Origin of the sequence: Streptomyces sodiiphilus (genome assembly GCF_039529215.1) — a bacterium.
GTDB classification, from domain to species: domain Bacteria; phylum Actinomycetota; class Actinomycetes; order Streptomycetales; family Streptomycetaceae; genus Streptomyces; species Streptomyces sodiiphilus.
The window spans coordinates 103,786-128,187 of the sequence record NZ_BAAAMJ010000026.1 but is presented as its reverse complement, the minus strand read 5'-3'; the positions used below and the strand labels follow the sequence as shown (position 1 = coordinate 128,187).

Here is a 24,402-nt window from a genome sequence, read left to right as displayed (position 1 = left end):
TACGCCGCCCGCCGGACACCCGCGGCTCCTTCCCCACGAGCCACCCCGGCGCCACCGCCGCGCCCCTCCGGGCCCTGTTCCGCCAATCTGCCCGGCGGAACAGGGCCCGGTACCGCACACGCCTGCCGGCACCTCCCGCTGTCAGTGGTCCGGTGGCGCGGGAGCCCTCTCCGCTCCCGGCCGTTCCAGCCGGATTGGGCCGCCGGTGAGCCGGGTCAGCCACCACACGGCCCGGTCCACGGATCGGAGCCTCATCAGCCGCCGCCCTTCCTCACCCATGACCACCACCCCGCCGTCCTGGTACTCGATGCCCCATGCCGCGACGTAGGCGTCCAGGTCGGCGGGGTCCTCGGTCGCGGGTGTGTGGTGCACCAGGGCGAACACCCTGGGCGCGGTGTCGCTCACCAGGTCACGGATCTCCTGGACGAACTCCTGCGGCAACGTGTCCGGCACTACGGTGGCCATCAATGCGTCTCCCGGGGTCACGAGTAAGTCACTGACAGTCACACCCTAGGCGGCGTGTCGGATGGTTTCTACAGAATCAGCGAAACCATCTAACACTTACCTCGTACAGGCGAGGTACCGGCAAGACGTACGAGTGGAGGGAACATGCCGCCCCGCCAAGCACCCACAGCACGGCAGCTTCGACTCGGGCTGGAACTGCGCAAACTCCGGGAGCGCGCAGGACTCACCGCCCGGGAGGCGGGAGAACTCATCGGTGCGAACCAGGCTCGCATCAGCAATATCGAGACAGGACGCTTCGGGCTGAGCGAGCAGCGGGTCCGGACCTTGGCTCACAACTACGGCTGTCAGGACTCGTCACTGGTCGACGCCCTCGTGAGCATGACCGGCAAACAGCAACGGGGCTGGTGGGAGGAGTACCGGGGCATCCTCCCCGCATCTCAACTCGACCTGGCCGAAGTCGAGCATTTCGCGACATCCGTTCGCGTCGGGAACGTCCTGCACATTCCCGGTCCGCTGCAAACGGTCGATCACGCCCGCGCCCTCTTCGCGGAGGGGGTGCCGCCCATGCCACCTCCAGATGTGGAGCACCGTGTCTCCTTCCGTATCAAGCGCCAGGAGATTCTCTACCGGGAGCAGCCTGTCCCTTACCGCTCCGTGGTCCATGAGGCCGCACTGCGCATGCGCTTCGGAGGCACCCGCACGTCCCGTGCGCAGCTCGCTCACCTTCTGGAGATGAGCGAGCGGGACAACATCACCCTCCGTACCATCCCGTTCAGCAATGGCGTCTTCCCCGGCTCCGGCCAGTCGGTCAACTACTTCACCGGGGCAGTGCGGCAGCTCGACACCGTTCAGCTGGACCAGTCCCATGGCACGCTACTGCTCGACGCAGAAGCACAGTTGGCGAAGTACCGGCTGCTGCTGGACCGGATGGAAGCGACCGCGCTCCCACCCGAGGAGTCACGCGACTTCATTCTCAGCCTGATACGAGAACTGTGAACCGCAAGGAGTGTTATGGACACGATCAACTGGCAGCTGTCCTCCTTCTGCCAGGAGGGTTCTTCCTGCCTCAACGTCGGCGAGATACCCGGCAGTCCCATCGGCATGGTCGCCGTTCGGGAGAGCGACGACCCGGCGAACGTCGTCGTCGCCCGGCCGGAACGGCTCGGGGCACTGCTGCGGAGCATCAGGACCGGCCGCTTCACCGCACTCTCCGGGCGGTGACGGAACGGCCGACGGCCGGGGCGCGGGATCGTCTCCCGTGCCCCGGCCGTCCGGCGCCGTCCCGTGCGGGTGCTACTCGGTGGCGATGGCGTTGAGGACGTTCATCCGGCCCGCCCGGAAGGCCGGCATCAGGGCGGCCAGCAGACCGACCAGTGCCGCGCCGACGAACACCCCGATGATCGTCCCCCAGGGGATCTCCAGGACCTTCATGCCCTCCATGGCCAGCAGCTGCTGTCCGGCCGCGCCCCAGGCCAGGCCCAGTCCCACTCCCAGGAGTGCGCCGAACAGGGCGATGACCACCGACTCCAGGCGGATCATCCGCCGCAGCTGGAGGCGGGAGAGACCGATGGCCCGCATCAGGCCGATCTCCCGGGTGCGCTCCACCACGGACAGGGCCAGGGTGTTCACCACGCCGAGGATGGCCACGATGATGGCCAGCGCCAGCAGTCCGTAGACCATATTGAGCAGCTGCCCGACCTGGCCTTCGATCAGCTCCTTGTACTCGGCCTGGTCGCGGACCTCCATCTGCGGGTAGGGCTCCAGGGCCGCGTCGAGGGCGGCACGGGCCTCGTCCTGCATGCCGTTCTCCGCCTTGGCGAAGAGCACCATCGGCAGCGGCAGGTCTTCCTCCGGTACGTGCTCACGGACCGTCTCCAGGCCGACCGACCAGGTCTCGCTCTCCATGGTGTCGTCGAACTCGACGAAGGCGCGCAGGGTCAGCCGGGCACTGTCGCCGCCCTGGAAGGAGACGTCCACCTGGTCTCCGATGGACAGTCCGTGCTGCTCGGCGTAGGCGGTGCCGATGGCCATGCCGCCCGGCCCGTAGGCCTGGGCGAGGTCGCCCTCCGCGACGCTCGCACGGAGGTCCTGGGCGAACGTGGGCGGCGCCACGCTCAGGGTGCGTTCGGTGCTCTCGCCGTCCGCGAAGGTGACCTCCGCCTCGATCTGCCGGAGCTCGGTGACGTGGGCGAGGTGGTCGGTGTCGTGCACGGCCGCTGTCGCCTCGGGCAGCACGGGCATCCAGTTGCTGCTCATGATGATGTAGTCGGCACCGACGGTGTTGTCGATCTCTTCGCTGGCGCTGGCGACCATCGAGGAGCCGACCACCGAGAGCCCCGCCACCAGCGCCAGGCCGATCATCAGGGCGGAGGCGGTGGCGCCGGTCCGGCGAGGGTTGCGCAGCGCGTTGCGCTCGGCAAGCCGGCCGATCGGGCCGAAGACGCGGAGCAGCACGAAGCTGAGGCCCCGCACCACCAGGCCGACCAGGATGGGCGCGGCGAGGATGAGGCCGATCAGGGAGAGCACGATGCCCAGGCCCAGGTAGCCGCCGGCGGTGGCCGCCTCGTCCGTGGTCGTGGTGGCGGCCAGGGCTGCCGCGCCGATCAGGGTCAGCACGATGCCGATGCCCGCGCGGACGCGGCCGGCCCGGATGTCACCGGGCATCCCGGCGTCCCGCAGGGCGGCCATCGGGGTGATCCGCCCTGCCCGGCGGGCGGGGATGTAGGCGGCGAGCATGGTGACGAGCGTGCCGAGCACGATGCCGATGACCGGCACGTTCCAGCCGATGGTGAGGTCGTCGGTGCTCAGGTTCATGCCCAGGGTGCTCATGAGCGCCATCAGGCCGACGGCCAGACCGATACCGGCGCCGAAGCCGATGACGGAGCCGACGACGCCGAGCAGCAGGGCCTCGATGAGCACCGAGCGGTTGATCTGCCTGCGGCCGGCCCCGATGGCCCGCATCAGACCGATCTCCCGGGTGCGCTGGGCGACCAGCATGGAGAAGGTGTTGACGATGAGGAAGATCCCGACCAGCAGCGAGATCCCGGCGAAGCCGAGAAGCACCCACTGGATGACGCCCATGACCTCGGCGAAGGCGTTCTGGTTCTCCTCGACGAACTCGGCCTCGGTGAGCAGCCGGTAGTCGTCCTCGCCGATGGCGGCGGCCACGCGGTCCCTCAGTTCCTCGTCACTGAACTGTCCGTCGCTGTCGACGTAGATCCGGGTGAAGACGTCCCGGGCGCCGAGCAGGTGTTCCTGCGCGGTGGGCAGGTCGAGGTAGACGATGGCCGCGCCGGGGTTGGTGATCTGGAAGGTGGCGATGCCGCTGATGGTGACGGGCAGATCCCCGGTGGCGCTGAGGATTCTCAGTTCGTCGCCCACAGTCAGGTCGTGCTTGTTGGCGGTGTCGGCGTCGATCATCGCCTCGGAGGAGCCCGAGGGCGGGCTGCCCTCGGTGACCTCCATGGACCGCAGTTCGAGGTCGGACCAGTTGAGGGCGACCGTGGGGGCGCCGGTGGTGGGGCCGACGTTCTCGTTGTCGCTGTCGACGATCACGACGTTGGCCGAGTCGGCCAGGCCGGTGGCCTCGGCGACGCCGTCGACCTGCTTGATCTCCTCGACCAGCGAGGCGGGCAGCGTGTCGGGGCGCCCGGTCCGGGAGCCCTCGCTCGCTTCGACGTCGGAGCCGCTGTCGGCCGGGGAGACCATCACGTTCGACGCCGATTCGGCGAACAGCTTGTCGAACGTGGTGGTCATGGTGGCCGTGAAGACCAGCGTGCCGCACACGAAGGCGACCGACAGCACCACGGCCATTCCGGCCAGGACCATGCGGCCCTTGTGGGCGAAGAAGTTGCGCAGGGATGTCTTGGCGACGCTCACGACACCCGTCCCTGCCCGTCGAAGTGACGCATCCGGTCCAGGACCCGGTCGGCGGTCGGCTCGGTCATCTCGTCGACGATCCGGCCGTCGGCGAGGAAGACGATGCGGTCCGCGTAGGCGGCGGCCACCGGGTCGTGGGTGACCATGACGATGGTCTGGTCCAGGTCGTCGACGGAGCGGCGCAGGAACCGCAGCACCTCCGCGCCGGCCCGGGAGTCCAGATTCCCGGTGGGCTCGTCCCCGAAGATGATCTCGGGCCGGGAGGCGAGCGCACGGGCGACGGCTACCCGCTGCTGCTGGCCGCCGGACAGTTCGGCGGGCCGGTGCTTGAGGCGGTCCGCCAGGCCGACGGTGGTCACGACCTGGTCGAGCCACTCCTGGTCCGGCTTGCGGCCGGCGATGTCCATCGGGAGGGTGATGTTCTCGATGGCGTTGAGGGTGGGCAGCAGGTTGAACGCCTGGAAGATGAAGCCGATGTTGTCCCGGCGCAGGCGGGTCAGCTTCTTGTCCTTGAGCCCGGTGATCTCGGTGTCACCGATCCAGATGCGCCCGGAGGTGACGGAGTCCAGCCCGGCCAGGCAGTGCATCAGGGTGGACTTGCCGGACCCGGAGGGGCCCATGATCGCGGTGAAGGCACCGCGGTGGATGTCCAGGCTCACCTGGTCCAGGGCGAGTACCCGGGTCTCCCCCTCGCCGTAGGCCTTGGTGACGTTCTCGGTTCGCGCGGCCACGGCTGCGTGCCCTCCGCTGCCCCCGGTCTCCGGATTCGCTACAGCCGTTGTCACGGTGTTCTCCTCGGTCTGCTCTTGACTCGTCATGCGTCTTCTTGTCCTACGACACTAGGCAATGACGGGGCCCGGCTCGTCCTGCCGCAGGACGAACCGCGGGTCGGAGCAAAGTCGCAGGGATCCCCTAGGGGACCGGTACCGGAGGATGGCACCTCACGCGGCGTGAGGCGCAAACGTGGCGCGCCCGCTGCCCGCCGCGGGCAGCGCGAAGCGGCCCGTGCCCTCCCCTGTGAGGCACGGACCGCTGGTCGCGAGGCCGCCGCGCGGGCGGCGGTGTGCGGCTCAGAGCCGCAGGTTCCAGTACGCCTTGTCCAGGCCGCCCCCGACAGGGTTGACCTCCACGTCGACGAACCCGGCGCCGTCGGGCACGTCGAAGGCGATCTCCCCGGTCATGGAACGGCCGGGCTTGACGGCACCGTCGGGAGCCCGCTCCAGCAGGGCGCTGTCGTAGATCTGGGCGGCGTCGCCGCCCCGGTCGCCGGCCCGCGCGCTGTAGAGCAGGGAGGCCAGGTAGTCGCTGTCGCCCCCGTTGTGGACCGTGACGGTGACCTTCCAGGCGGTGCCCTGGACCTCGATGTGGTCGCTGGGGGTGTACTCCTCGGCCGCGGAGAGCGTGATCTCCACGCCGTTGTCCCAGGCCTGGGTCTCCCCCGCGGCGAGGAAACCGTCGTCCGCCCCCGGGCGGTCGGCGGCGTCGCCGCCCTCCCCCGGTCCGCCGCCCTCGCCGCCCTCGACGACGTCGGGGGCGGGCGCCGGCGTCTCGGGCTCGCACGCGGCCAGGGCACCCGTGGCGAGCACGACGGCGGCAGCCGCGGCGAGAGCCCGTACCCGCCGGCGGCGGACACGTGCGAAGGGCTGCTCGGTGGTCTCCTGCTCGGCCATGCTCCGGTGTCCCTCTCTGACGCCGCGGCGGCTCCCCGCGAACCGCCGCACCCACATCGCACCAGGCTCGCGGCCGTGGATCCAGGGCTGTTGCGACGCCGGGACACGGCCACGACCGAAGGCTGACGATCATGACCGGCCCGTGTCACACGTCACCTGTTCCCTGTCCGCACGCCGGGACTGCACCCACTGTTCACCCGGCCGCCGGTTTCCGTGCATCAGGCGGGGAACGCGCGGCGCTAGCGTCGCCTGCCGGGCCGGGCTTGGGACGGACACGGAGGAGTCGGGTGTGCTGAAGGTGCTGGGGCGGCCACTGCGCGGGCGGCCGGTGAGAAAGGCCTCCCGGGACCCGCACTGGGACAACATCCGCTTCCTGTCCGGCACCCTCGTGGTGACCGGGCACGCCATCGACCAGGTGCGGGACGTGGACGGGCTGCGCTGGCTGTACGTGGCGAGCTGGGCGATGCGGGTGCCGGTTTTCGTCATGGTGGCCGGATACTTCAGCAGCGCCGGTCCGCTCACGCCCCGGGAGGCGCGCCGGCTCGTGGAGTCGGTCCTGGTGCCGTATCTGCTGATCGGCCTGCTGCACACCCTCCAGATGCGCTGGTACAGCGAGAACGGCGAGTGGACGTTCCACACCGTCAACCCGGCCTGGGGCCTGTGGTTCCTGCTGTCGCTGCTGTTCTGGCGGGCCGGGCTGCCCTTTCTGGCCCGGCTGCGGTACCCGCTGGCCGTCTCGGTCGTGGTGGCACTGCTGGCCGGATACGTGCAGCGGTTCGACACCACGTTCTCCCTCTCCCGGACCCTGTGCTTCCTGCCGTTCTTCCTGCTGGGCTGGAAGCTCGGCCAGGGACTGTTCGCCGACCTGATGCGGGCCCGGTGGACCCGGCACGCCGCGCTGGGGATGATGGCCGCGGTGCTCACCGCGTCCTGGTTCGCCCGCTGGGAGGTGAAGCTGGGCTGGCTGTTCATGAAGGGCCCCTACGGGCAGGGTCACCTGCTCCAGGCGCCGCTGTCCTGGGTGCCGCGGGGGGCGGTACTGCTGGCGGGCATGGTGATCGCCCTGTGCTTCATCCGGCTGGTCCCCCGCCGTCATCTGCCGGTCATCACCTTCCTGGGGGCCGGCGGGCTGTACATCTACCTGCTGCATCCGCTGGTGCTGCGTTTCCTCGTGCAGAACTACGGGGCCGGCTGGGTGGGGCCCTGGCCCGACCAGCTGGCACTGGTCGCGGTGTCGGTGGCGGTCGCGGTGGTGCTCGCCTCCCCGCCGGTGCGGGCCCTGGCCAGGCCGCTCGTCCAACCCCGGCTGCCGTGGCTGTTCCGCCCCGACGACGCACCGGCCGACGGGCGGGCGGCTTCCCCGGCCCCCGCACCGATGCCCGTCCACGGCACGCACACAAAATCCCCGGCGGGCGCGGCCGGCCGCCTCTCCGACAGTCATCGCCCCGACCGGGTGCCGGCCGGGCAGCCACCCCGGTGACATCGGTCACATGACGGCCACCTCCGGGTGCGGCGGCGCGACCCCCGTGTCACCCGCCGTTCACCCGCAGGCCAGTCACCCGTCGTACGCGATCGGTATCACTGGGACGCACCCGGCGACGGCACCCGGCCGGACAGCACAACGGGGAACACACGTCCCGGCGAAGGGAACTCACCGATGGGTAGCGCCGCACCACGCGCTGTCGTGCTCGCGGACTCGGACAGCCGCTGGAAGTGGGCCGCCTCGGTCGCCCGTGAACTGGCCCCCGGGCACGCCCTGGACGCCCGCTTCATGCGCACCGCCAGCGCCCCCACCGCCCGGCAGATCGCCGAGGTGGGGATCGTCCCGGACACCAGCGGGTGGACCGACTGCGCCGAGTTCGTCCGGGACCCGGCGGTGGCCGGCGCCGACCTCCTGGTCCTGGGCACCACCGGCGGCACCGTGCTCTCCCTCCTCCACAGCCTGCGGGTCACCCGGGACGAGGGGCGGCCGCGCCCGGTGGTGGTGACCGGCTACGTCGGGGTGGTCTACGAGAACATGGTGGACGGACTGCTGCTGCGGGCCGGCTCCGACATCGTGCTGGCCAACAGCGCGCACGACGCCGAGCGGTTCCGCGAGGTGTACGACGCCCTGGGCCTGGAGCGGGACTGCGTGGTGGAGGCCGGTCTGCCGTTCCTCGGCGGCGCCCCCCACGACCCCTCGGCGGCCGGTGACACCAGGCCGTTCACCGTCTGCTTCGCCGTCCAGCCGTCCGTCCCGGCCGGGCGGGCCGCCCGCGCGGGCCTGCTGGCCAGGCTCCAGCGGCACGCCCGGACGCACCCGGACCGGGAGGTGCTGGTGAAGCTGCGGAACAAGCCGGGCGAGGCCGTCACCCACACCGAGCGCCACTCCTACCAGCTGCTGTACGAGGAGCTGCCCTCGCCGCCGGAGAACCTGAAACTGGTGTACGGCGACATGGGCGAGGTGCTGGACCGCACGGACCTGCTGGTGACGGTCAGCTCCACGGCCGCCGTCGAGGCCATCCACCGGGGCATCCCCACCGCGATCCTCACCGACTTCGGGGTGCGCGAGGCGCACGGCAACCACTACTTCCTGCGCTCGGGATGCCTGGCCTCCTGGGCGGAACTGGACGCCGGCCTGGTCCCCACCGCCTCGCCGGAGTGGGCCCGCCGCCACGGCGTGGGCCTCGGCGACCCCTACCGGGCGGCCCGCGACCGGCTGGCCGCGCTGCGTTCCGCCGGTGCGCTGCCCCCGCTGCGCCCGTACTACACGCAGGAGCGCGCCGGGGACTACCTGGCGCAGCTTCTGGAACGGCGCGGCCTGGACCTGCTGGGCAGGCCGCTGCCGCACCCCGCGGACGCCGCCGGCACCGCGATGCGGCGGCTGGTGCGGCGCGGCGCGGGGGGACTGTACCGGGTCGGCCGCCAGCGGGTGGCACCGATGATCCGCCGCTGGGCCCAGTGACGGCGGGTGACGTCCGCAGGGCCAGGGGCTCGGCCCCCGCACCCGCCGGGTGAGCGGGAGAGAGCCGAATCGCAGGGGGGAGCGGTAGTCACGGCCGCGTCCGCTGCTTAGGATCACGGTCATCGCATTGAATCCACGCCGGGAGTCCCAGTGAAGCGCCGCTTGTCCGCACTGTCCGTCTCCGCCGCAGCTCTGCTGGTGGCAGCGCCGCTGCTCACCGGCTGCACGACCGACTCCCGGCCCGGTATCGCCGCCGTCGTCGGTGACGAGCAGATCAGCCTGTCGCAGGTGCAGAACCAGGTGGAGGCCGTCCGGCAGGCGCAGCGCGAGGACGAGAACGCCGACCAGCTCATCGCCGCCTCCGCGCAGCTCCCCCGGGAGACCGTGAACTACCTCGTGTACCAGGAGGTCGTGGAGCTCGCCGCGGCGGACGCCGGGGTGGACGTGTCGCGGCGCGAGGTGCAGCAGGAGCGGGCCAACCTGGAGGAGAACGCCGGTGGCGTCGAGGAGCTGGAGCGCGCGGCGCTGATGCAGAACGGCCTGCCGCTGGCCTCCGAGCACATCGACGGGGTGCTGCGCACGCAGCTGCTGATCCAGCGGCTCGCCGAGAAGATCGGGGCCGGGCCGGACGAGCGCGGCCAGGAGATGCTCGGGCAGCTGCTGGCGAACACCGGCGAGGAGGCCGGGGTGCAGGTGAACCCGCGCTACGGCCGGTGGGACCCCGAGGTCCTGTCGCTGGTCGACGCGGACACGCCGTGGCTGCGGGTGCCCACCATGGACGACGAGGAAGCCTGACCGCGTCCGGGCCACGCGGCGGGCCGCCCGCCGCACCCCGGTCGTGCGTTACGTTCGGGGCGTGACCTCCACCGCTCTTCCCGGGGCAGGCGCGTCCGCCGCCGCGGACCCCGGCCGTATCGTCCTGCTGACCACCAGCCACCGGGTCGCGCCCGGCATGCTGTCCTGGCCCGCGTGGGAGGTGCTGCGCACCGCCGACCGGGTCCTGTGCCGGGACGCCGGGCATCCGCAGCTGCCGTACCTGGCGGAGGCCGGCGTGTCCGTGGAGGTGGCCGGGCCGGACGCCGGGGAGCTGGTCGAGGCGTGCTCCGGCGGGCACACGGTGGTGGTGCTGTCCACGGCGGAGGGCGAGCCGCGGCTGACGGACGCGCTGGCCCGGCTCGCGGGCTCGGGCCGGTACGCGATGCCCGCGCTGGAACTGCTGCCGGGCTCCTACGACCTGCCCGGCGCACGGCTGCTGGACGTCGTCCAGGTGATGGACCGGATCCGCGCGGAGTGCCCGTGGAGCTCGCTGCGCACCAGCGCCGACATCGCCCGCTACGGCCTGGAGGAGATGTACGAGCTGGTCGAGGCGATCGAGGCGGGGGACCGCACCGAGCTGCGCGAGGAGCTCGGTGACGTGCTGCTCCAGGTGGTGTTCCACGCACGGATCGCCGAGGACGACCCGCGGGAGCCGTTCTCCGTGGACGACGTGGCGGCGGTCCTGGTGGAGAAGCTGGTGCACCGCCACCCGCACATCTTCGGCGACGAGAAGGCGGAGACCCCGGAGGACGTCAAGGCGCACTGGCTGCGGACCAAGGCCGAGGAGAAGCGGCGCGGTTCGGTGACCGACGGGGTGCCGCTGGGGCAGCCGGGGCTGGCCCTGGCGGCGAAGCTGTCGGGCCGGGCGCGGGCGGCGGGGCTCGACGTGCCGCTGCCGCCGGCCGGTGGGGAGGGCACCGGCCCGGACGGCGGTTTCGGGCGGCGGCTGCTGGAGCTGGCGCGGGAGGCCGAGGCGGCCGGTGTCGATCCGGAGACCGCGCTGCGGACGGCGGCCCGCGACTACCGGGACGCGGTCCGGGCGGCCGAGGACGCGGCCCGCGGCTGATCCTCCGCCGGGGCGGCGCCGGGGGCTTCGCCGCCGAACACGGCGGTGAGCCCGGCGGTGTTCTCCCTGGTGACCCGCCACAGCTCGCGCTGCCGGGCGTGCACGTCGGCCACCGCCGCGTCCTGGCCGTCCAGCAGGTCCGCGGCACGTGCGGCGAGCCGCTCGGCCAGGTCGTCGGCGTGCACCGGGATCCCCCATTCGGGGCGGCCGATGTCCTCCAGGAAGTAGGCCATCTTGGGGTGCGAGACCAGGCTGAGCACAGGGGTGCCGCAGCCGAACGGGATCATCGTGGCGTGCCCGCGCATGCCGATGACCAGGCGGGCGTCCCGGTAGACCGCGCGCACGGCGCTGTTGTCAAGGGCGTACAGGGCGTCGACGGGGAGCGTCATGCCATGTTCGCGGCGCAGGTCGTGGACGAACTTCTCGTCGGACGGCGCGTGCGCCGCGTACCGCACCTCACCGTGCTCCGAGAGCCGGCGCACGGCCGTGGCGAGCTGGGCCAGCACATACGGGTAGTCGTGGCCGAAGCGCAGCCCGGCACGGTCGAAGGCGCAGTTGAGCAGCACCGGGCCGGTGCGGCGGGCCGGGTCCGTCCAGCCGGGCACGAGATGGCGCGCGACCGTGGTGGGGCAGGGCTGGTACTCCACCCGGTCCCGCAGGGAGGGGGGCAGCAGTTCACGGACCCGTTCCACCGAGCCGCGGTTGCGCAGCCCGAAGAACACCGACCGCTCGGCCAGCGCGCGCAGGCTTCCGGCCAGCCGGTCGCGCGCGTAGTCCTGTCCCTGGAAGAGGTTGAACCCGACCGCGAAGACGGCGAGCGGCACGGTGATCCGGGCCAGTGCCTCGTCCGGGACGTTCCACTGCCAGCCGCTGTTGCCGTTGGGCCAGGTGTCGGGCAGGAACAGCCCGCCGCCGCCCACCACGACGCCGCGCAGGGCGTTCAGCTGCTCCAGCACCGCGTCGTCCACGAGCCGGTGGACGTGCACCGGGTGCCAGCGGCGGGGCCCGGTGTCGGTGTCCAGGCACATCCGGACGGCCTCCGGCAGCAGCTTGTCGCCGGCGTTGTCCAGCCCTGACGCGTACAGCGCGACATGGGCGAGCCGGCCGCCCGGGCGGGGTGCCTCCGGCTCCGCGCCGCCCCCGGGGCGCGGCCGGGTCCGGCCGAGCATCGTGCGGCAGGTCCGGTCGGTGGGGTCCGCGTCGAGTCCTTCCCGGGCGTACCCGTGGGCGGTGCCGTCCTTGCCGCGCAGCCAGGCGAGCTGGGCCAGCCGGCCGTAGGCGCGGGCCGCGACGGCCGGATCGGCGGTGGCCAGCAGCAGGTGGGTCTCGGCCTCCTCGTGGCGGGAGAGCGCCATCAGGGCGGCGCCGAGGGCCTCCTGCAGGCGGGCGTCACCGGCGTGGGGGGCGGCGGCCGACAGGACCTCGGCGGCCTCGGCGAAGCGCCCCTGCCGGTACAGCGCGGTGCCGGCCGCCCGCACCAGGCCCGGCGGGGCGGGCGGGGCCCCCGGGCCGGGCAGCGGGAGAGCGCAGTGGACGAGGAGTGCGGGGTGGCGGGGGCCGGGCAGGGCCCGGAACGCCGCGCGGAACTCCTCGTCGCTCATCGGCCCGCCGTCCGCTCCGCCGGGACCGCACCGTGGGCAGGCCGTGTCCGGCGGGTCCGGGCTCACCAGCGGCTCCCGGCTGCGCAGGAAGGGGCCGAGGTCGCCGCCGATCCTCCCGCCGGGCGGCAGCACGACGACCGTGTCGTAGTCCGCCGGCGGCTCCACCGGGTCGGTCGCGGCCCGGCCCGGCGCGAGCCGCGGCACGACGCGCGGGTGCACGCGCCGGGCGGCGTCGAACGCCGTGTCGGGCAGGCCCGGGTGGAGCACCACCACGTCCTCGCAGACCGCCGGCTGGGACAGCACGAGACCGCGCAGCAGTCCTTCGAGGGCGGGCAGCCGCGGCCCGTCCGTACGGACGGCGAACGCGATCCGCCGTCTGCCGGTCACCGCGGATCCGTGCCCCATCGCCACTCCTTCGAGCCTTCCCCGGCCGGGCCGGCCGGGGAGCCCGACTGTGCGGCACGCTCCGGTGCCCGCGGTGAGTTCCGGGCGCACTGCGCGTGAACATCGGCCGACGATCGCGTGAGGGGCACCGGCCGTCCGGGCCGGTCATGCGGGTTTCCGGAGGGCGTGCCGCTTACTGTGGGCCGGTGAGCAGGGTGAGCGGGGTACGGGCGTGATGGCGGGGCCGGAGCCGGCCGGCGGGCCGGACGCCGCGCGACCGGCGCGGGAGTCCGGCGGGCCGGCGCAGGACGTCGCCCGGGAGCTCACCGAGCTGGCCCGGGCGCAGGACAGGGTGCACGGGCTGCTGGACGCCGTGCTCGTCATCAGCGGGCAGCTGGACCTGCCGACGGTGCTGCGCCGGATCGTGGAGACCGCCATGGACCTGGTGGACGCCCGGTACGGCGCGCTGGGGGTTCTCGCTCCTTCGGGAGACAGCCTGGAGGAGTTCATCACGGCCGGGCTGTCGCCACGGGAACGTGCCCGGCTGGCGGGGGTCGGCTTTCCGCACGGCCGCGGTGTGCTGGGGCACCTGATCCGTCACCCGGAGCCCCTGCGGGTGAGCGACATCCCCTCCCATCCGGCATCGGTCGGCTTCCCTCCCGGCCACCCGCCGATGCGGACCCTGCTGGGCATGGCGATCACCGTCCGGGGGGAGATCTACGGTGATCTGTACCTGTCCGAGCGGCGCGACGGCCGGCCCTTCGACCAGGACGACGAGGACATCGTGCGCGCGCTGGCCGGCGCGGCCGGGGTCGCGATCGAGAACGCCCGGCTGTTCCGGCACGCGCGGGAGAGCGCCGAGCAGTTCCAGCGGCTGCTGCTGCCCGCACTGCCCGATCTCGCGCCGTTCTCCGCGGCCGCCGTCTACCGTCCGTCCGCCGAGCCGGCCGGGGTCGGCGGCGACTGGTACGACGCCATCCTGCTTCCCGACGACGCCTGCGCCGCGGTGATCGGCGACGTGGTGGGCCACGACCTGCACGCGGCGGCCGCGATGGCGCAGGCCCGGAACATGCTCCGGGCACTGCTGTACGACCGCCGGACCCCGCCCAGCAGCGTGCTCGCCCAGCTCGACAGCACCGTGCACGCGATCACCGACCTGCCGGTCACCACCGCCTGCCTGGCCCGGATCGAGCCGGCGGGCCGGGACTGGCTGATCCGCTGGAGCACGGCCGGGCACCTGCCACCGCTGCTGCTCCATCCGGACGGGCGGACCGAGTACCTGCACGCCGAGCCGGGGGTTCCGCTCGGCGTCGACCCGGACATCCACCGCCCCGACCACACCCGCCCCCTCCCGGCCGGGGCCACGGTGCTGCTGTACACCGACGGCCTGGTGGAGCACCCGGGGCACTGCCTCGACGAACAGCTGGACGCCCTGGCGGACCTGGTGGCCGCCCACGCCGACCTGCCGCCGGAGGACCTGGTCGGCGTCCTGGCCGAGCGGCATCCCAGTGACGGCCACGACGACATGGCCTTCGTGGCGCTGCGCGTCCCTGCCCTGCCGTCAACTTGACCCGGCCCGGGACCGGCGCCGCCTGGGTCAGGGCGGGCTCAGGCGTGCGGGCGGTGTCCCGGCGAGCAGGGTGGCCAGGGCGGTACGGATGTCGGGCCCGAGATACCAGTCGCCGGAGTGGTCGAGGCAGTAGACGCGGCCGTCGCGGTCCACGGCGAGCAGCGCTCTCCCGCCGTCCTCGGCACCGAGCGGGCTGAGTTCGGTGTCCAACGCGCGCCCCAGATCGCCGAGGGTCCGGGCCCAGTGCAGTCCGAGCAGGGGGTCGAGGGACACCGGGCTGGGGGCGAACTCGTGCCCGGGGCCGGGGGGAACCAGTCGCAGGCCGCCGTACTCGGCCCAGATCTCGAAGGCGACGGGGAAGATGCGGTGGGCATGTCCGGCCGGAGAGAGGTGGGCGCGCAGGGTGTCGGCCCACTGCTCGGCCGGCGCCCCCTCCCGGCGGCCCGGCTGCCAGCCGGCGGCCAGCAGTGCCTCCTCGACGACGGTGCCGGCGTCGCCGGGGGCGCGGCCGGCGGACCTGCGGGTGGTGCGCCGGCCGGGGACGCGGGGGGTGTCCTCGCCGGCCGGACTCACGCTGCGGACCCCGAAATGTCCCAGCAGCGCGGTGCAGGACCGGCAGTGGGGGGCGTACTCGCCGTGCCGCGGGTCGCCGTCCTCGCGGATGTACCGGGTGGTGATCCGGGCGTTCTTCAGGGCACGCCGGACCTGGCCGGACCGCTGGGCCCCGGAGGCGGTGAGATGCCGGGAGAGCAGGACGGCCTCCGGACAGCGCCCGCCGTGCCGTTCGCGCTGCTCGGTGGGAAGTCCGTCGAGCACGTCGCGGACCGCGGGGTGGAGGGCGGGGGGCGGCCCCGAGCGGCTCGCGGTGCCGGTGAGCGGGTGGTCCCGGCCGGGCAGCGACAGCGCCGCCGCGACGGTGGGCAGGATGCCGTCCCGCCGCTGCCGGAGAACGGGTACGGGCGGGCGGCCCCAGCCGAGCCGGGGGTCGCCCGGTGGCCGAGGGCCGGGGCCCGGGGACGGCGGTACGTCCCGGATGCCGGATGTTTCCGAATACACGTGCACGCTTACGCTTCCTCCCCCCGTGCGAGGTCCTTCCCCCGCGGTCGTCAGCTTGCCACACGGCACTCGGCCGGACCGGCCCGGCGGCCCGCGGCCGCAAGGCGCGTGTGGCGCATGTCATGCCCGGGGCAGGACATCATCGGCGCAGGGCACAACCCGGGTGATACCGCCATCGGAGGGACCTCCGGCCGGCCCGGGGCTCGCTCGGACGGTGTACGCGAACGAGTGAACCCATAGGCTGTGCCGGGACAGCGAGTAGGACAGCAGGGGGCGCAACGCCATGACGACAGGTCGGCTCGGGCAGGCCCCGCCACCGAACAAGGCATACGCCGGGCAGGTCGTGCAGTTCCCGGACCCGGTGCGGGCGGCCCGTCATCCACAGGGCGTCCGGGTCGACGAGGGCGGCTATCCCGACTTCACCCCGTACGCGCGTGCGGCGGCGGAGATCGCCGAGCCTCCCGAGGGCTTCGGCGTGGACGAGCTGAGACTGACGGACTACGTCTCGGCGAACGCGGCGCTGCACTCCGCGGGCCACGAGCTGTGGGCGGACCTCCCGCCGGTGGCGACGCCGCACGGCTGGACCTGGCACCACGTGGCCCACAGCCGCCGGCTGCAGCTGATCCCGGTCGAGGTCAAGGCCCTGCTGCGGCATCACGGCGGACTGGCCACCACCGAGGTGGACCAGGACAAACGCGGCACCCGCCCGCTGGCCGAGACCAGGCCGGTGCACTTCGGCCTGCCGTACTCGGTGGCCGTCGACGAGGACCGTGTGGTCGGCGCCGAGGAGAAGCTCGGCTACCGGCTGCCGGAGGCCTACCGGTCGTTCCTGAAGGCGGCCGGCGGGTGCGCGCCGCGCGGGGTGGCGCTCGACCCCGAGCTGGGGCTGCTGATCGACCAGCCGTTCTTCACCCTCCGCGAGGAGGCGGCGGTCAACGATCTCGTGTACATCAACAAGTGCCTGCGCGATCACCTGACCAAGGACTACCTGGGGGTGGCGTTCGTGCACGGCGGCATCATCGCCGTCAAGGTGAAGGGGAACGCCACCGGTTCGGTGTGGCTGTGCGCCTACGACGACGCCCGGGACCGGGACGGCATCGGCGTGCAGCAGCGGGTGGACGAGCTGCTGCTGCCGTGCGGCGAGGACTTCGACGACTTCCTGCTGCGGCTGGCGGGCAGCCCGCCCGAGCTGGAGACCGTGGCCAATCTGATGGTGGACGGCGGATTCGCGCACGCCGTCCCGGTGGAGGGGTGAGCGCGATGGTGACGTTCGCGCAGGTACAGGAGCGGGCCGAGCGCTGGGTCAACGGCTCGGTTCCCGCCGAGCTGCGGCGCGAGGTGCGCATCCAGGAGTTCGACCTGGGCTTCGTGGCCTGGGCCGAGGACCGCGGCGGTGTGCTGACCGGCGGCGGCCGGATGGTCATCGCCCGGGACAGCGGGGACAGTACGCTGTGGCCCGCGCTGCCCGTCGCCGAGATCATCCGGTGCTACGAGGAGGAGTACGGTTCCCTCGCCGCGGCCCCGCAGGCCGCCGAGCCACCGGCCCGGGTGGACCTGGAGGCCACGTCCTTCCTGCTGACGCCGCCGGAATGGCTGCAGGAGGCCGCCGACCGGGCCGGCATCCCCGACCGGCGCACCGACCCCACGCCGGCCCCCGAGAACGCCTCCCCCGGTGGGGAGCCTGGCGGGGAGTCCGGCGGGGAGGACGCTCCGCACGGCGCGGATGCCGCCTCGCCCGAACACCCGTCGCCCGCCGGACCGGCCGAGGACCCGGGGCCGTCCGGGCCGCAGGGCTTCCCCGGCGCGCCCGCTCCGGCCGCCGCCGGCTCGCCGTGGGACGCCAACGACACCTCCGGCAGTGGCTCCGACGCCGTCTCGGTGGAGCCGCCGCAGACCGTCTTCTCGCCACCGGTGGACGAGCCCTCCGCCGGCGCGCGGGCCGGAGCCGACTCCGAGGCCCGCACCGAGCTCATGCCGCAGGGCGCCCCCCCGCTGCCGCGCACCACGGTGCACCCCTCGGTGCCGGAGCCGCCCGCGGCACCGAACGCCCCCACCGGCCAGGACGCCCCCGAGGGGGCGCACCAGGGCACGGTCAAGGCCGCGGCGCCGCTCCGGCCGCCGGCCGCCCCCGGCACTCCCCCGCCGCCGCCCGCCGCGCCGCCTCCCCCGTCTCCGGCACCTGCGGCCCCCGGGAGCACGGGAGGCGGCGACAGCTCCTACATCCCCACCCAGATGGTGTCCGCGCGGGAGCTGAAGACCCAGCTGGACAACGCCGCCCGGAGCGGCACGGCCCCGCCCGAGCCACCGCCGGCCCCGGAACCACCGCCCGCCGGCGGTGTGCACCACGCCGCGACCATGCTGGCGCAGCCGGGCGCGGTGCCCGCCACCCCCTCACCGGCCGTGCCGCACGCCCCGCAGCCACCGCCCGGCGTGGGAGCTCCGCCTCCCGGTGCCGGGGCCCCGCCGCCCCCCGGGCCGGCCGTGCCCCCGCCGGCTCCGCCGGGCGGAGCCGGATACGGCTACCCGCAGCAGCCCGGGCTTCCCACCGTGGGCTCGGGCTACATGGCGGTGCTGCGCTACCGCGCGCAGGACGGCTCCGAGCAGCAGCTCATCCGCCGCTCGGCGCCGGGCTGCCCGCACCCGGAGTGGCAGATCTACCACGAGCTGCAGGCGATGAACGTGGCTCCGCAGCAGGTACTGGAGCTGCACACCGAGCTCCAGTCGTGCGAGCTTCCCGGCGGGTACTGCGCCCGGATGATCCGGGAGACCTGGCCACAGGCCCGCGTCTCGCACACCGCCGCCTACGGCCTCGACCACGCCTCCCGGCAGGCGGGGGTACGCCACCTGGTGGAGCATCAGGGCGAACTGCAGCAGTACGCCGACGGGCCGCCGCGTGCGGCCCCGGTGCGCGCCCCGCTGCCGCAGCAGCCGCCGGCTCCCGCGGTGGGTCTGGACGTGATCGGCCAGGAGCTTGCGCAGGCGTTCGGGCCGCAGGGTGTGTTCCGCCACGACCAGCAGGCGGTGTCCCGGCAGGGTGTGCCGGAGATCGTCGCGCAGACCCTGGTGTGGTCCGGGCTGCCGGTGGACGTGGGGCCGTTCTTCTGGGCGAACGTCCAGCCGGGCCGCCCGGTGCCGACGCTGGCCGAGCTGGCCGCCGAGCGCGGGGTGCAGCCCGCCCCGGACGCGGGTTCCTACCTGGTGATGGGCAGCGACTTCGGGCGGCAGCTGTGCGTGCAGTACGGCACGGCGTACATCGTGGCGGTGCCGCTGGAGGCCGGTCCCGGCGGGCAGCCGGTGCCGCCGCAGTTCGTCAACGCCTCGCTTCCGCAGTTCGCCCGGTGCACGGCCCTGCTGGGGCGGATGTGGCGGCTGCGGTACGGGCTGAACCCGGAGCAGGCCGGACGCTGGACCACCGACTTCCAGGCGCAGCTGGCGTCGCTGGATCCGCAGGCACTGGCCGACCCGGAGAGCTGGTGGTCGGTACTTCTCGAACAGATGTGGGACGGACTGCTCTGACGTTCGCACGCCCCAGGGCGTGAGCGGCCCTCAACCCGCCCTCACCACCCCGAAGAGCCTCACAAGCCGCCCGGTTTGCACGAACCGGGCGGCTTTGTGCTGCATGCTGGTGGGCGAAGTGTCGCACTCGGGCGATTCGCCCGCATCCAGCCATGTGTCACCGACCTGCCGCCTCGGGCGCAGCGCCCGGAAAGGTCGGAGCAAAGGAGCTCACCTCATGACTGCGTCCAGCTCGCCGCACGGTTTCGAGAAGGTCCGGGGCCGCGGGTACCGGCCCGCGCAGGTGGATCACCGGGTCTCCGTCCTGAGCGAGGAGCGCGACCGCACCTGGGAGCGGCTGGCCCGGCTGACCGTACTGGCCAAGGAGATGAGCAAGGAAGCCGAGCGGCTCGGCGACACCATCGCGGCGCTGCCGCCACAGACCTTCGAGTCCCTGGGCAGGCGGGCGCAGCTGCTGCTCGCCGAGGCCGAGGCGGAGGCCTCCGACCTGCGCCGGGCGGCCGAGCAGCAGGCGATGGAACTGCAGGAGACCGCCGAGGCTGCGGCCCGTGACCTGCGGCAGTCGGCGTGGAACGCCGCCCAGGAGCGGCGGGCGGAGGCGGACGCGGCGGCCGAGAGCGCCCTGGACGCGGCCCGGGCCCGGGCGGAGGAGACGCTGGGCCGGGCCCGGGAGGAGGCCCGCGCGCTGCGGGAGGAGGCGCAGGCCGCGCTGGTGGAGGTGGCCAGGCGCTGCGAGTCGCTGCTGACCGGCCGGCAGGACGAGCAGACGGCGGCGGCCAAGGCTCTGGAGGAGGAACTGACGGAGCGCCACGCGGAGGCCGAGGCCCGGATCGCGGAGCTGACCGAGCGGGGCGAGAAGCTGATGGCCGAGGCGGACCGGCAGCTGGCCGACGCCGAGGCCGCGGCGCGTGACCTCATCGAGAACGCCAGGGCGCGGCAGGACGAGCTTCTCGTCCAGGCGCGGGTGCATCAGCAGCGGGTGGAGCGCGACACCGAGCGGGCGGTGCGCGATCACACCGAGCGCGCCGAGGAGCTGCGGGCCCACATGACGCACGTGCGCAGCAGCCTGGCGACCCTCACCGGGCGCGCCGCGGCGGCGGGAACCGTGCCGGGGCAGGGCGCGGGGCCGGAGGCCGAGGAGGAGTGAGTGCCGCGCCGGCCGGGGCGCCGGCGTGTCCCCTGACGGCTCGGCGGCCTGACGGGTTCGGGGCCTGACGGCTACGGGGTCCGCTGGGGCTATGGTGCGAGTATCCGATCGTTCCGATCCCTGTTCGGGGTCGTCCCTCAGGACCGAAGGGCACATCACGTGAGTTCCCATCGCCCGGCAGCCGTCGTCGTCCTCGCAGCGGGTGAGGGGACCCGCATGAAGTCCGCGACGCCGAAGGTGCTGCACGACATCTGCGGCCGCTCGCTGGTCGGCCACGTGGTGACCGCCGCCCGCGAACTGGACCCCGGTCACCTGGTGGTGGTGGTCGGTCACGGCCGCGAGCAGGTCACCGGGCATCTGGCGGCTCTCGACGCGGGGGTACGCACCGCGGTGCAGCACGAGCGGCGGGGCACCGGGGACGCGGTGCGCACCGGGCTCGCGGAGCTGACCGCCGACGGCACGGAGCTGTCCGGCACGGTCCTGGTGACCTGCGGCGACACCCCCCTGCTGACGGCGGCGACGCTGCGGACGCTGGCGGACGCGCACGCCGCCGACGGCAACGCCGTGACGGTGCTGACCGCGGAGGTCCCGGACGCCACGGGCTACGGCCGCATCGTGCGGGCGGAGGACGGCTCGGTCTCGCGGATCGTCGAGCACAAGGACGCCACCGCCGCGCAGCGGGCCGTCCGGGAGATCAACTCCGGGGTCTTCGCCTTCGACGCCCGGCTGCTGGCGGACGCGCTGGGCCGGCTGCGCACCGACAACAGCCAGGGCGAGGAGTACCTGACGGACGTGCTGGGCATTCTGCGCGCCGACGGGCACCGGGTGGGGGCCGCGCGGGCCGCGGACCACCGGGAGATCGCCGGTATCAACAACCGCGTGCAGCTGGCCGAGGCCCGCCGGATGCTCAACGACCGGCTGCTGGAGGAGGCCATGCTGGGCGGGGCCACGGTGATCGACCCGGCCTCGACCTGGGTGGACGCCACGGTCACCTTCGAACCGGACGCCGTGGTGCACCCCGGCACGCAGCTGCTGGGCCGCACGCACATCGCCGCGCACGCCGAGGTGGGTCCGAGCTGCCGGCTGCGGGACACCACGGTGGCCGAGGGCGCGGTGGTGGTCAGCTCGGTCGCCGACGGCGCCAGGATCGGGCCGCGGGCGAGCGTGGGCCCGTTCGCCTATCTGCGCCCGGGGACAGTACTGGGCGCCGCGTCGAAGGCCGGCACCTTCGTGGAGATGAAGCAGGCCGAGATCGGCGAGGGAACCAAGGTGCCGCACCTGTCGTACGTGGGCGACGCCACCATCGGCGAGTACACGAACATCGGCGCCGCCAGCGTCTTCGTGAACTACGACGGCGAGACCAAGCACCACACGACCATCGGTTCGTACTGCAAGACGGGCTCCGACAATATGTTTGTGGCGCCTGTCACGGTCGGGGACGGCTCCTACACCGCGGCCGGCTCGGTGATCACCAAGGACGTGCCGCCCGGTTCGCTGGCCGTCGCCCGTGGCCAGCAAAGGAATATCGAGGGCTGGGTGGCCCGCAAGCGGCCCGGGAGTGCCGCCGCGCGGGCGGCGGAGTCGGCCCGGCCGCGGGGCGCCGGGGAGGACCGCGACGGCTGAGGCGGTGCACGGGCCGGATGGGCGGGGCGTACCGTAGAGGTGCCCTAGCGGGTCCCGATGACTCCCGCGCGGAATCCAAGGAGACATGCTGTGACCGGGATCAAGACGACCGGTGAGAAGAAGATGATGCTCTTCTCCGGCCGCGCACACCCCGAGCTGGCGAAGGAGGTCGCGCACGAGCTGGGTGTGGGCCTGGTCCCGACCAAGGCGCACGACTTCGCCAACGGCGAGATCTACGTCCGCTATCAGGAGTCGGTGCGCGGCGCGGACTGCTTCCTGATCCAGAGCCACACGGCCCCGATCAACAAGTGGATCATGGAACAGCTGATCATGATCGATGCGCTCAAGCGCGCTTCCGCGCGCAGCATCTCCGTGATCATCCCGTTCTACGGCTACGCCCGCCAGGACAAGAAGCACCGCGGGCGGGAGCCGATCTCGGCCCGCCTGATGGCGGACCTGCTGAAGACCGCGGGCGCCGACCGCATCCTCAGCGTGGACCTGCACGCCGACCAGGTGCAGGGCTACTTCGACGGCCCGGTCGACCACCTGTTCGCGCTGCCGGTGCTCACCGACTACATCGCGGGCCGGGTGGACCGGGACAGGCTGACCGTCGTCTCGCCCGACGCCGGCCGGGTGCGGGTCGCCGACCGCTGGGCGGACCGGCTGGGTGCCCCGCTGGCAATCGTGCACAAGCGGCGCGACCCGGACGTGGCGAACCAGGTCACGGTCCACGAGGTCGTCGGTGACGTGAGCGGCCGGGTCTGCGTCCTGGTGGACGACATGATCGACACCGGCGGCACCATCTGCGCCGCGGCGGACGCCCTGTTCTCCAACGGCGCCGCCGATGTCATCGTGGCCTCCACGCACGGCGTGCTGTCCGGCCCGGCCGCCGACCGGCTGAAGAACTCCAAGGTCAGCGAGTTCATCTTCACCGACTCGCTGCCCACCCCGGGCGAGCTGGAGCTGGACAAGATCACCGTTCTGTCGCTGGCCCCGACGATCGCCCGGGCGGTCCGGGAGGTCTTCGAGGACGGCTCGGTGACCAGCCTCTTCGAGGGCAACGCGTAACGTCGTCGCCCTGTCCGCGCTGATCGATTTCGGTCATGGCCTCCCCGCCGAGTAGACTGCTGAAGTTGCTCGGCGAGGGAGGCCGTCCGCATGTGGCGGCTGTCCGTAATCGACGCGCTCTTCGCAGCAGGTCTGATGGGGGCCGAGTAGCCCGTCATGTCCCTACCACGAGGAGCGCAGCATGGCTGACGTGAAGATCAAGGCCGAGGTCCGTACCGAGTTCGGCAAGGGCCCCTCCCGCCGTCTCCGCCAGGAGGACAAGGTCCCCGGCGTCATCTACGGCCACGGCGCCGACCCGGTGCACGTCGCCCTTCCGGGCTACGACCTGATGATGGCCCTGAAGACCTCCAACGTCCTGATCACCCTGGACGTCGACGGCCGCCAGGAGCTGGTCATCCCCAAGGCGGTCCAGCGCGAGGCCATCCGCGGCTTCCTGGTCCACATCGACCTCCTCACCGTGAAGAAGGGCGAGAAGGTCAACGTCGAGATCCCGATCCACACCGAGGGCGAGCTGGGCGCCGGCCAGAACCTGCTGGAGTTCGTGATGAACTCGCTGCCGGTCGAGGCCGAGGCCACCCACATCCCGGAATCGGTCACCGTCTCCGTGGCCGGCCTGACCTCCGGCGACCAGATCCTGGCCAAGGACATCCCGCTGCCGAAGGGCACCACCCTGGCCATCGACGGCGACGACACCGTCATCCAGGTCCTGGCCGCTCAGGCCGAGGAGTCGTCGGCCTCCGCGGGAGAGGGCGAGGAGACCGCCTGACGTTGTGCGTGCCGGTGGCGGGTGCGGCCTCCCGCACCCGCCACCGGCACGCCGGGGCGCACCCGCGCCGCGCACGCCCGCCCCGCCGCATCCGGCGGAGAGCCGGGCGGCTCCAGCCGGGCCCGTCCGGGCGCCCGGACAGCACACCGCCCCCCGGAGGAAAAGCCCGCATGAGCACCGTCCCGAACAGCGCGAGCGGGACCACGGACACCGGCCCCTGGCTGGTCGCCGGACTCGGCAACCCCGGGCCGCAGTACGCCGGCAACCGCCACAACGTGGGTTTCATGGTGGCCGACCTGCTCGCCGGCCGGATGGGCGGGACCTTCAAGGCCCACAAGTCACGTGCCCAGGTCCTCGAGGGCCGAGTCGGCGCGCCGGGGCCCGGGAGCCACCGGGTGGTCCTCGCCAAGCCGATGACCTTCATGAACCTGTCCGGCGGACCGGTCACCGCGCTGAGCACGTTCTACAAGGTGCCGGCGGACCGCATCGTCGTCGTCCACGACGAACTCGACATCGGCTTCGGCGCTCTGCGCCTGAAGAAGGGCGGCGGCGACAACGGCCACAACGGCCTGAAGTCCCTCACCTCCTCGCTCGGCAAGGACTACTGCCGCGTCCGGTTCGGCGTGGGCCGCCCGCCCGGCCGAATGGACGTCGCCGCCTACGTCCTGCGGGACTTCTCCGCCGCCGAACGCAAGGAACTCGACTACCTGGTGGACCGCGCCGCCGACGCCGTCGAGGCTCTCATCACCTCCGGCCTGGAACGCGCGCAGAGCACCTACAACAGCTGACCGGACGCGTCCGGGGTTGACCCCGCGCGCGGACGTGGCCAAG

At 73.1% G+C, this 24,402-nt stretch carries 20 protein-coding genes and 1 pseudogene; 14 read left to right on the top strand and 7 right to left on the bottom strand.

What is annotated here, in order from left to right; all coding sequences use genetic code 11:
* Positions 1-141: 141 nt before the first annotated feature.
* Positions 142-465 (bottom strand): hypothetical protein, encoded by a 324-nt coding sequence (locus ABD299_RS12665; protein WP_344261610.1) that lies wholly within the window; start codon positions 463-465, stop codon positions 142-144.
* Between the two features lie 144 nt (positions 466-609).
* Between ABD299_RS12665 and ABD299_RS12660 the strand changes: the two genes are divergently transcribed.
* Together ABD299_RS12660 and ABD299_RS12655 are read left to right on the top strand one after the other, a co-directional pair.
* Positions 610-1,461, top strand: coding sequence for a helix-turn-helix domain-containing protein (locus ABD299_RS12660; protein ID WP_344261608.1), 852 nt, complete (start codon positions 610-612; stop codon positions 1,459-1,461).
* A gap of 15 nt (positions 1,462-1,476) precedes the next feature.
* A complete protein-coding gene (locus ABD299_RS12655; protein ID WP_344261606.1) occupies positions 1,477-1,686 on the top strand; it encodes a DUF397 domain-containing protein in 210 nt (69 codons plus the stop codon).
* Between the two features lie 72 nt (positions 1,687-1,758).
* Here the strand turns inward: ABD299_RS12655 and ABD299_RS12650 are convergent, their stop codons facing one another.
* The 3 genes from ABD299_RS12650 to ABD299_RS12640 all read right to left on the bottom strand — a co-directional run bounded on the left by ABD299_RS12650 (position 1,759) and on the right by ABD299_RS12640 (position 6,014).
* Positions 1,759-4,344: an ABC transporter permease gene (locus ABD299_RS12650; RefSeq protein ID WP_344261604.1), complete on the bottom strand. Its 2,586-nt coding sequence runs from the start codon at positions 4,342-4,344 to the stop codon at positions 1,759-1,761.
* Positions 4,341-5,129: an ABC transporter ATP-binding protein gene (locus ABD299_RS12645; protein WP_344261680.1), complete on the bottom strand. Its 789-nt coding sequence runs from the start codon at positions 5,127-5,129 to the stop codon at positions 4,341-4,343. Before ABD299_RS12645 ends, ABD299_RS12650 begins: the two co-directional genes overlap by 4 nt.
* 285 nt (positions 5,130-5,414) lie before the next feature.
* Positions 5,415-6,014 (bottom strand): DUF4352 domain-containing protein, encoded by a 600-nt coding sequence (locus ABD299_RS12640; RefSeq protein WP_344261602.1) that lies wholly within the window; start codon positions 6,012-6,014, stop codon positions 5,415-5,417.
* 289 nt (positions 6,015-6,303) lie between these two features.
* Here ABD299_RS12640 and ABD299_RS12635 point away from each other — a divergent pair, with 289 nt between their 5' ends.
* From ABD299_RS12635 to ABD299_RS12620, 4 genes are all read left to right on the top strand, one after another.
* Positions 6,304-7,494, top strand: coding sequence for an acyltransferase family protein (locus ABD299_RS12635; RefSeq protein ID WP_344261600.1), 1,191 nt, complete (start codon positions 6,304-6,306; stop codon positions 7,492-7,494).
* A gap of 177 nt (positions 7,495-7,671) precedes the next feature.
* Entirely contained in the window at positions 7,672-8,958 is a 1,287-nt protein-coding gene (locus ABD299_RS12630; RefSeq protein WP_344261598.1) for a DUF6716 putative glycosyltransferase, read from the top strand.
* A 150-nt stretch (positions 8,959-9,108) separates the two neighbouring features.
* Complete coding sequence (locus tag ABD299_RS12625) at positions 9,109-9,753, top strand: SurA N-terminal domain-containing protein (protein ID WP_344261596.1); 645 nt, start codon at positions 9,109-9,111, stop codon at positions 9,751-9,753.
* A gap of 61 nt (positions 9,754-9,814) precedes the next feature.
* A complete protein-coding gene (locus ABD299_RS12620) occupies positions 9,815-10,840 on the top strand; it encodes a nucleoside triphosphate pyrophosphohydrolase (protein WP_344261594.1) in 1,026 nt (341 codons plus the stop codon).
* On the opposite strand, the gene ABD299_RS12615 is transcribed toward ABD299_RS12620, so the two are convergent.
* On the bottom strand, positions 10,795-12,846 hold the full coding sequence (locus ABD299_RS12615; RefSeq protein ID WP_344261592.1) for a polysaccharide pyruvyl transferase family protein: 2,052 nt from the start codon (positions 12,844-12,846) through the stop codon (positions 10,795-10,797). The two genes, ABD299_RS12620 and ABD299_RS12615, sit on opposite strands and share 46 nt — an antisense overlap.
* Positions 12,847-13,060: 214 nt before the next feature.
* On the opposite strand from ABD299_RS12615, the gene ABD299_RS12610 reads away from it, so the two are divergent.
* Positions 13,061-14,395 carry a PP2C family protein-serine/threonine phosphatase gene (locus ABD299_RS12610; RefSeq protein ID WP_344261591.1) on the top strand — a complete coding sequence of 445 codons (1,335 nt, stop codon included), beginning with the start codon at positions 13,061-13,063 and terminating at the stop codon, positions 14,393-14,395.
* Positions 14,396-14,422: 27 nt separating this feature from the next.
* Here the strand turns inward: ABD299_RS12610 and ABD299_RS12605 are convergent, their stop codons facing one another.
* Positions 14,423-14,863: an SUKH-3 domain-containing protein gene (locus ABD299_RS12605; RefSeq protein WP_425581322.1), complete on the bottom strand. Its 441-nt coding sequence runs from the start codon at positions 14,861-14,863 to the stop codon at positions 14,423-14,425.
* 126 nt (positions 14,864-14,989) lie between these two features.
* Positions 14,990-15,451 (bottom strand): annotated as a pseudogene (locus tag ABD299_RS12600) (YwqJ-related putative deaminase); the annotation flags it as partial.
* A 283-nt stretch (positions 15,452-15,734) separates the two neighbouring features.
* Between ABD299_RS12600 and ABD299_RS12595 the strand changes: the two are divergent.
* The 7 genes from ABD299_RS12595 (at position 15,735) to pth (ending at position 24,359) form a co-directional block, all read left to right on the top strand.
* Positions 15,735-16,706: an SMI1/KNR4 family protein gene (locus ABD299_RS12595; RefSeq protein WP_344261589.1), complete on the top strand. Its 972-nt coding sequence runs from the start codon at positions 15,735-15,737 to the stop codon at positions 16,704-16,706.
* Between the two features lie 5 nt (positions 16,707-16,711).
* A complete protein-coding gene (locus tag ABD299_RS12590; protein ID WP_344261587.1) occupies positions 16,712-18,967 on the top strand; it encodes an SUKH-4 family immunity protein in 2,256 nt (751 codons plus the stop codon).
* A gap of 217 nt (positions 18,968-19,184) precedes the next feature.
* Positions 19,185-20,114 (top strand): coiled-coil domain-containing protein, encoded by a 930-nt coding sequence (locus ABD299_RS12585; RefSeq protein WP_344261586.1) that lies wholly within the window; start codon positions 19,185-19,187, stop codon positions 20,112-20,114.
* A 159-nt stretch (positions 20,115-20,273) separates the two neighbouring features.
* Positions 20,274-21,737, top strand: coding sequence for a bifunctional UDP-N-acetylglucosamine diphosphorylase/glucosamine-1-phosphate N-acetyltransferase GlmU (gene glmU / locus ABD299_RS12580; protein WP_344261585.1), 1,464 nt, complete (start codon positions 20,274-20,276; stop codon positions 21,735-21,737).
* Positions 21,738-21,827: 90 nt separating this feature from the next.
* Complete coding sequence (locus tag ABD299_RS12575; RefSeq protein ID WP_344261584.1) at positions 21,828-22,805, top strand: ribose-phosphate diphosphokinase; 978 nt, start codon at positions 21,828-21,830, stop codon at positions 22,803-22,805.
* Between the two features lie 181 nt (positions 22,806-22,986).
* Entirely contained in the window at positions 22,987-23,571 is a 585-nt protein-coding gene (locus tag ABD299_RS12570; RefSeq protein WP_344261582.1) for a 50S ribosomal protein L25/general stress protein Ctc, read from the top strand.
* A gap of 170 nt (positions 23,572-23,741) precedes the next feature.
* Positions 23,742-24,359 carry an aminoacyl-tRNA hydrolase gene (gene pth, locus ABD299_RS12565; protein WP_344261580.1) on the top strand — a complete coding sequence of 206 codons (618 nt, stop codon included), beginning with the start codon at positions 23,742-23,744 and terminating at the stop codon, positions 24,357-24,359.
* The last annotated feature ends 43 nt before the right edge of the window (positions 24,360-24,402 follow it).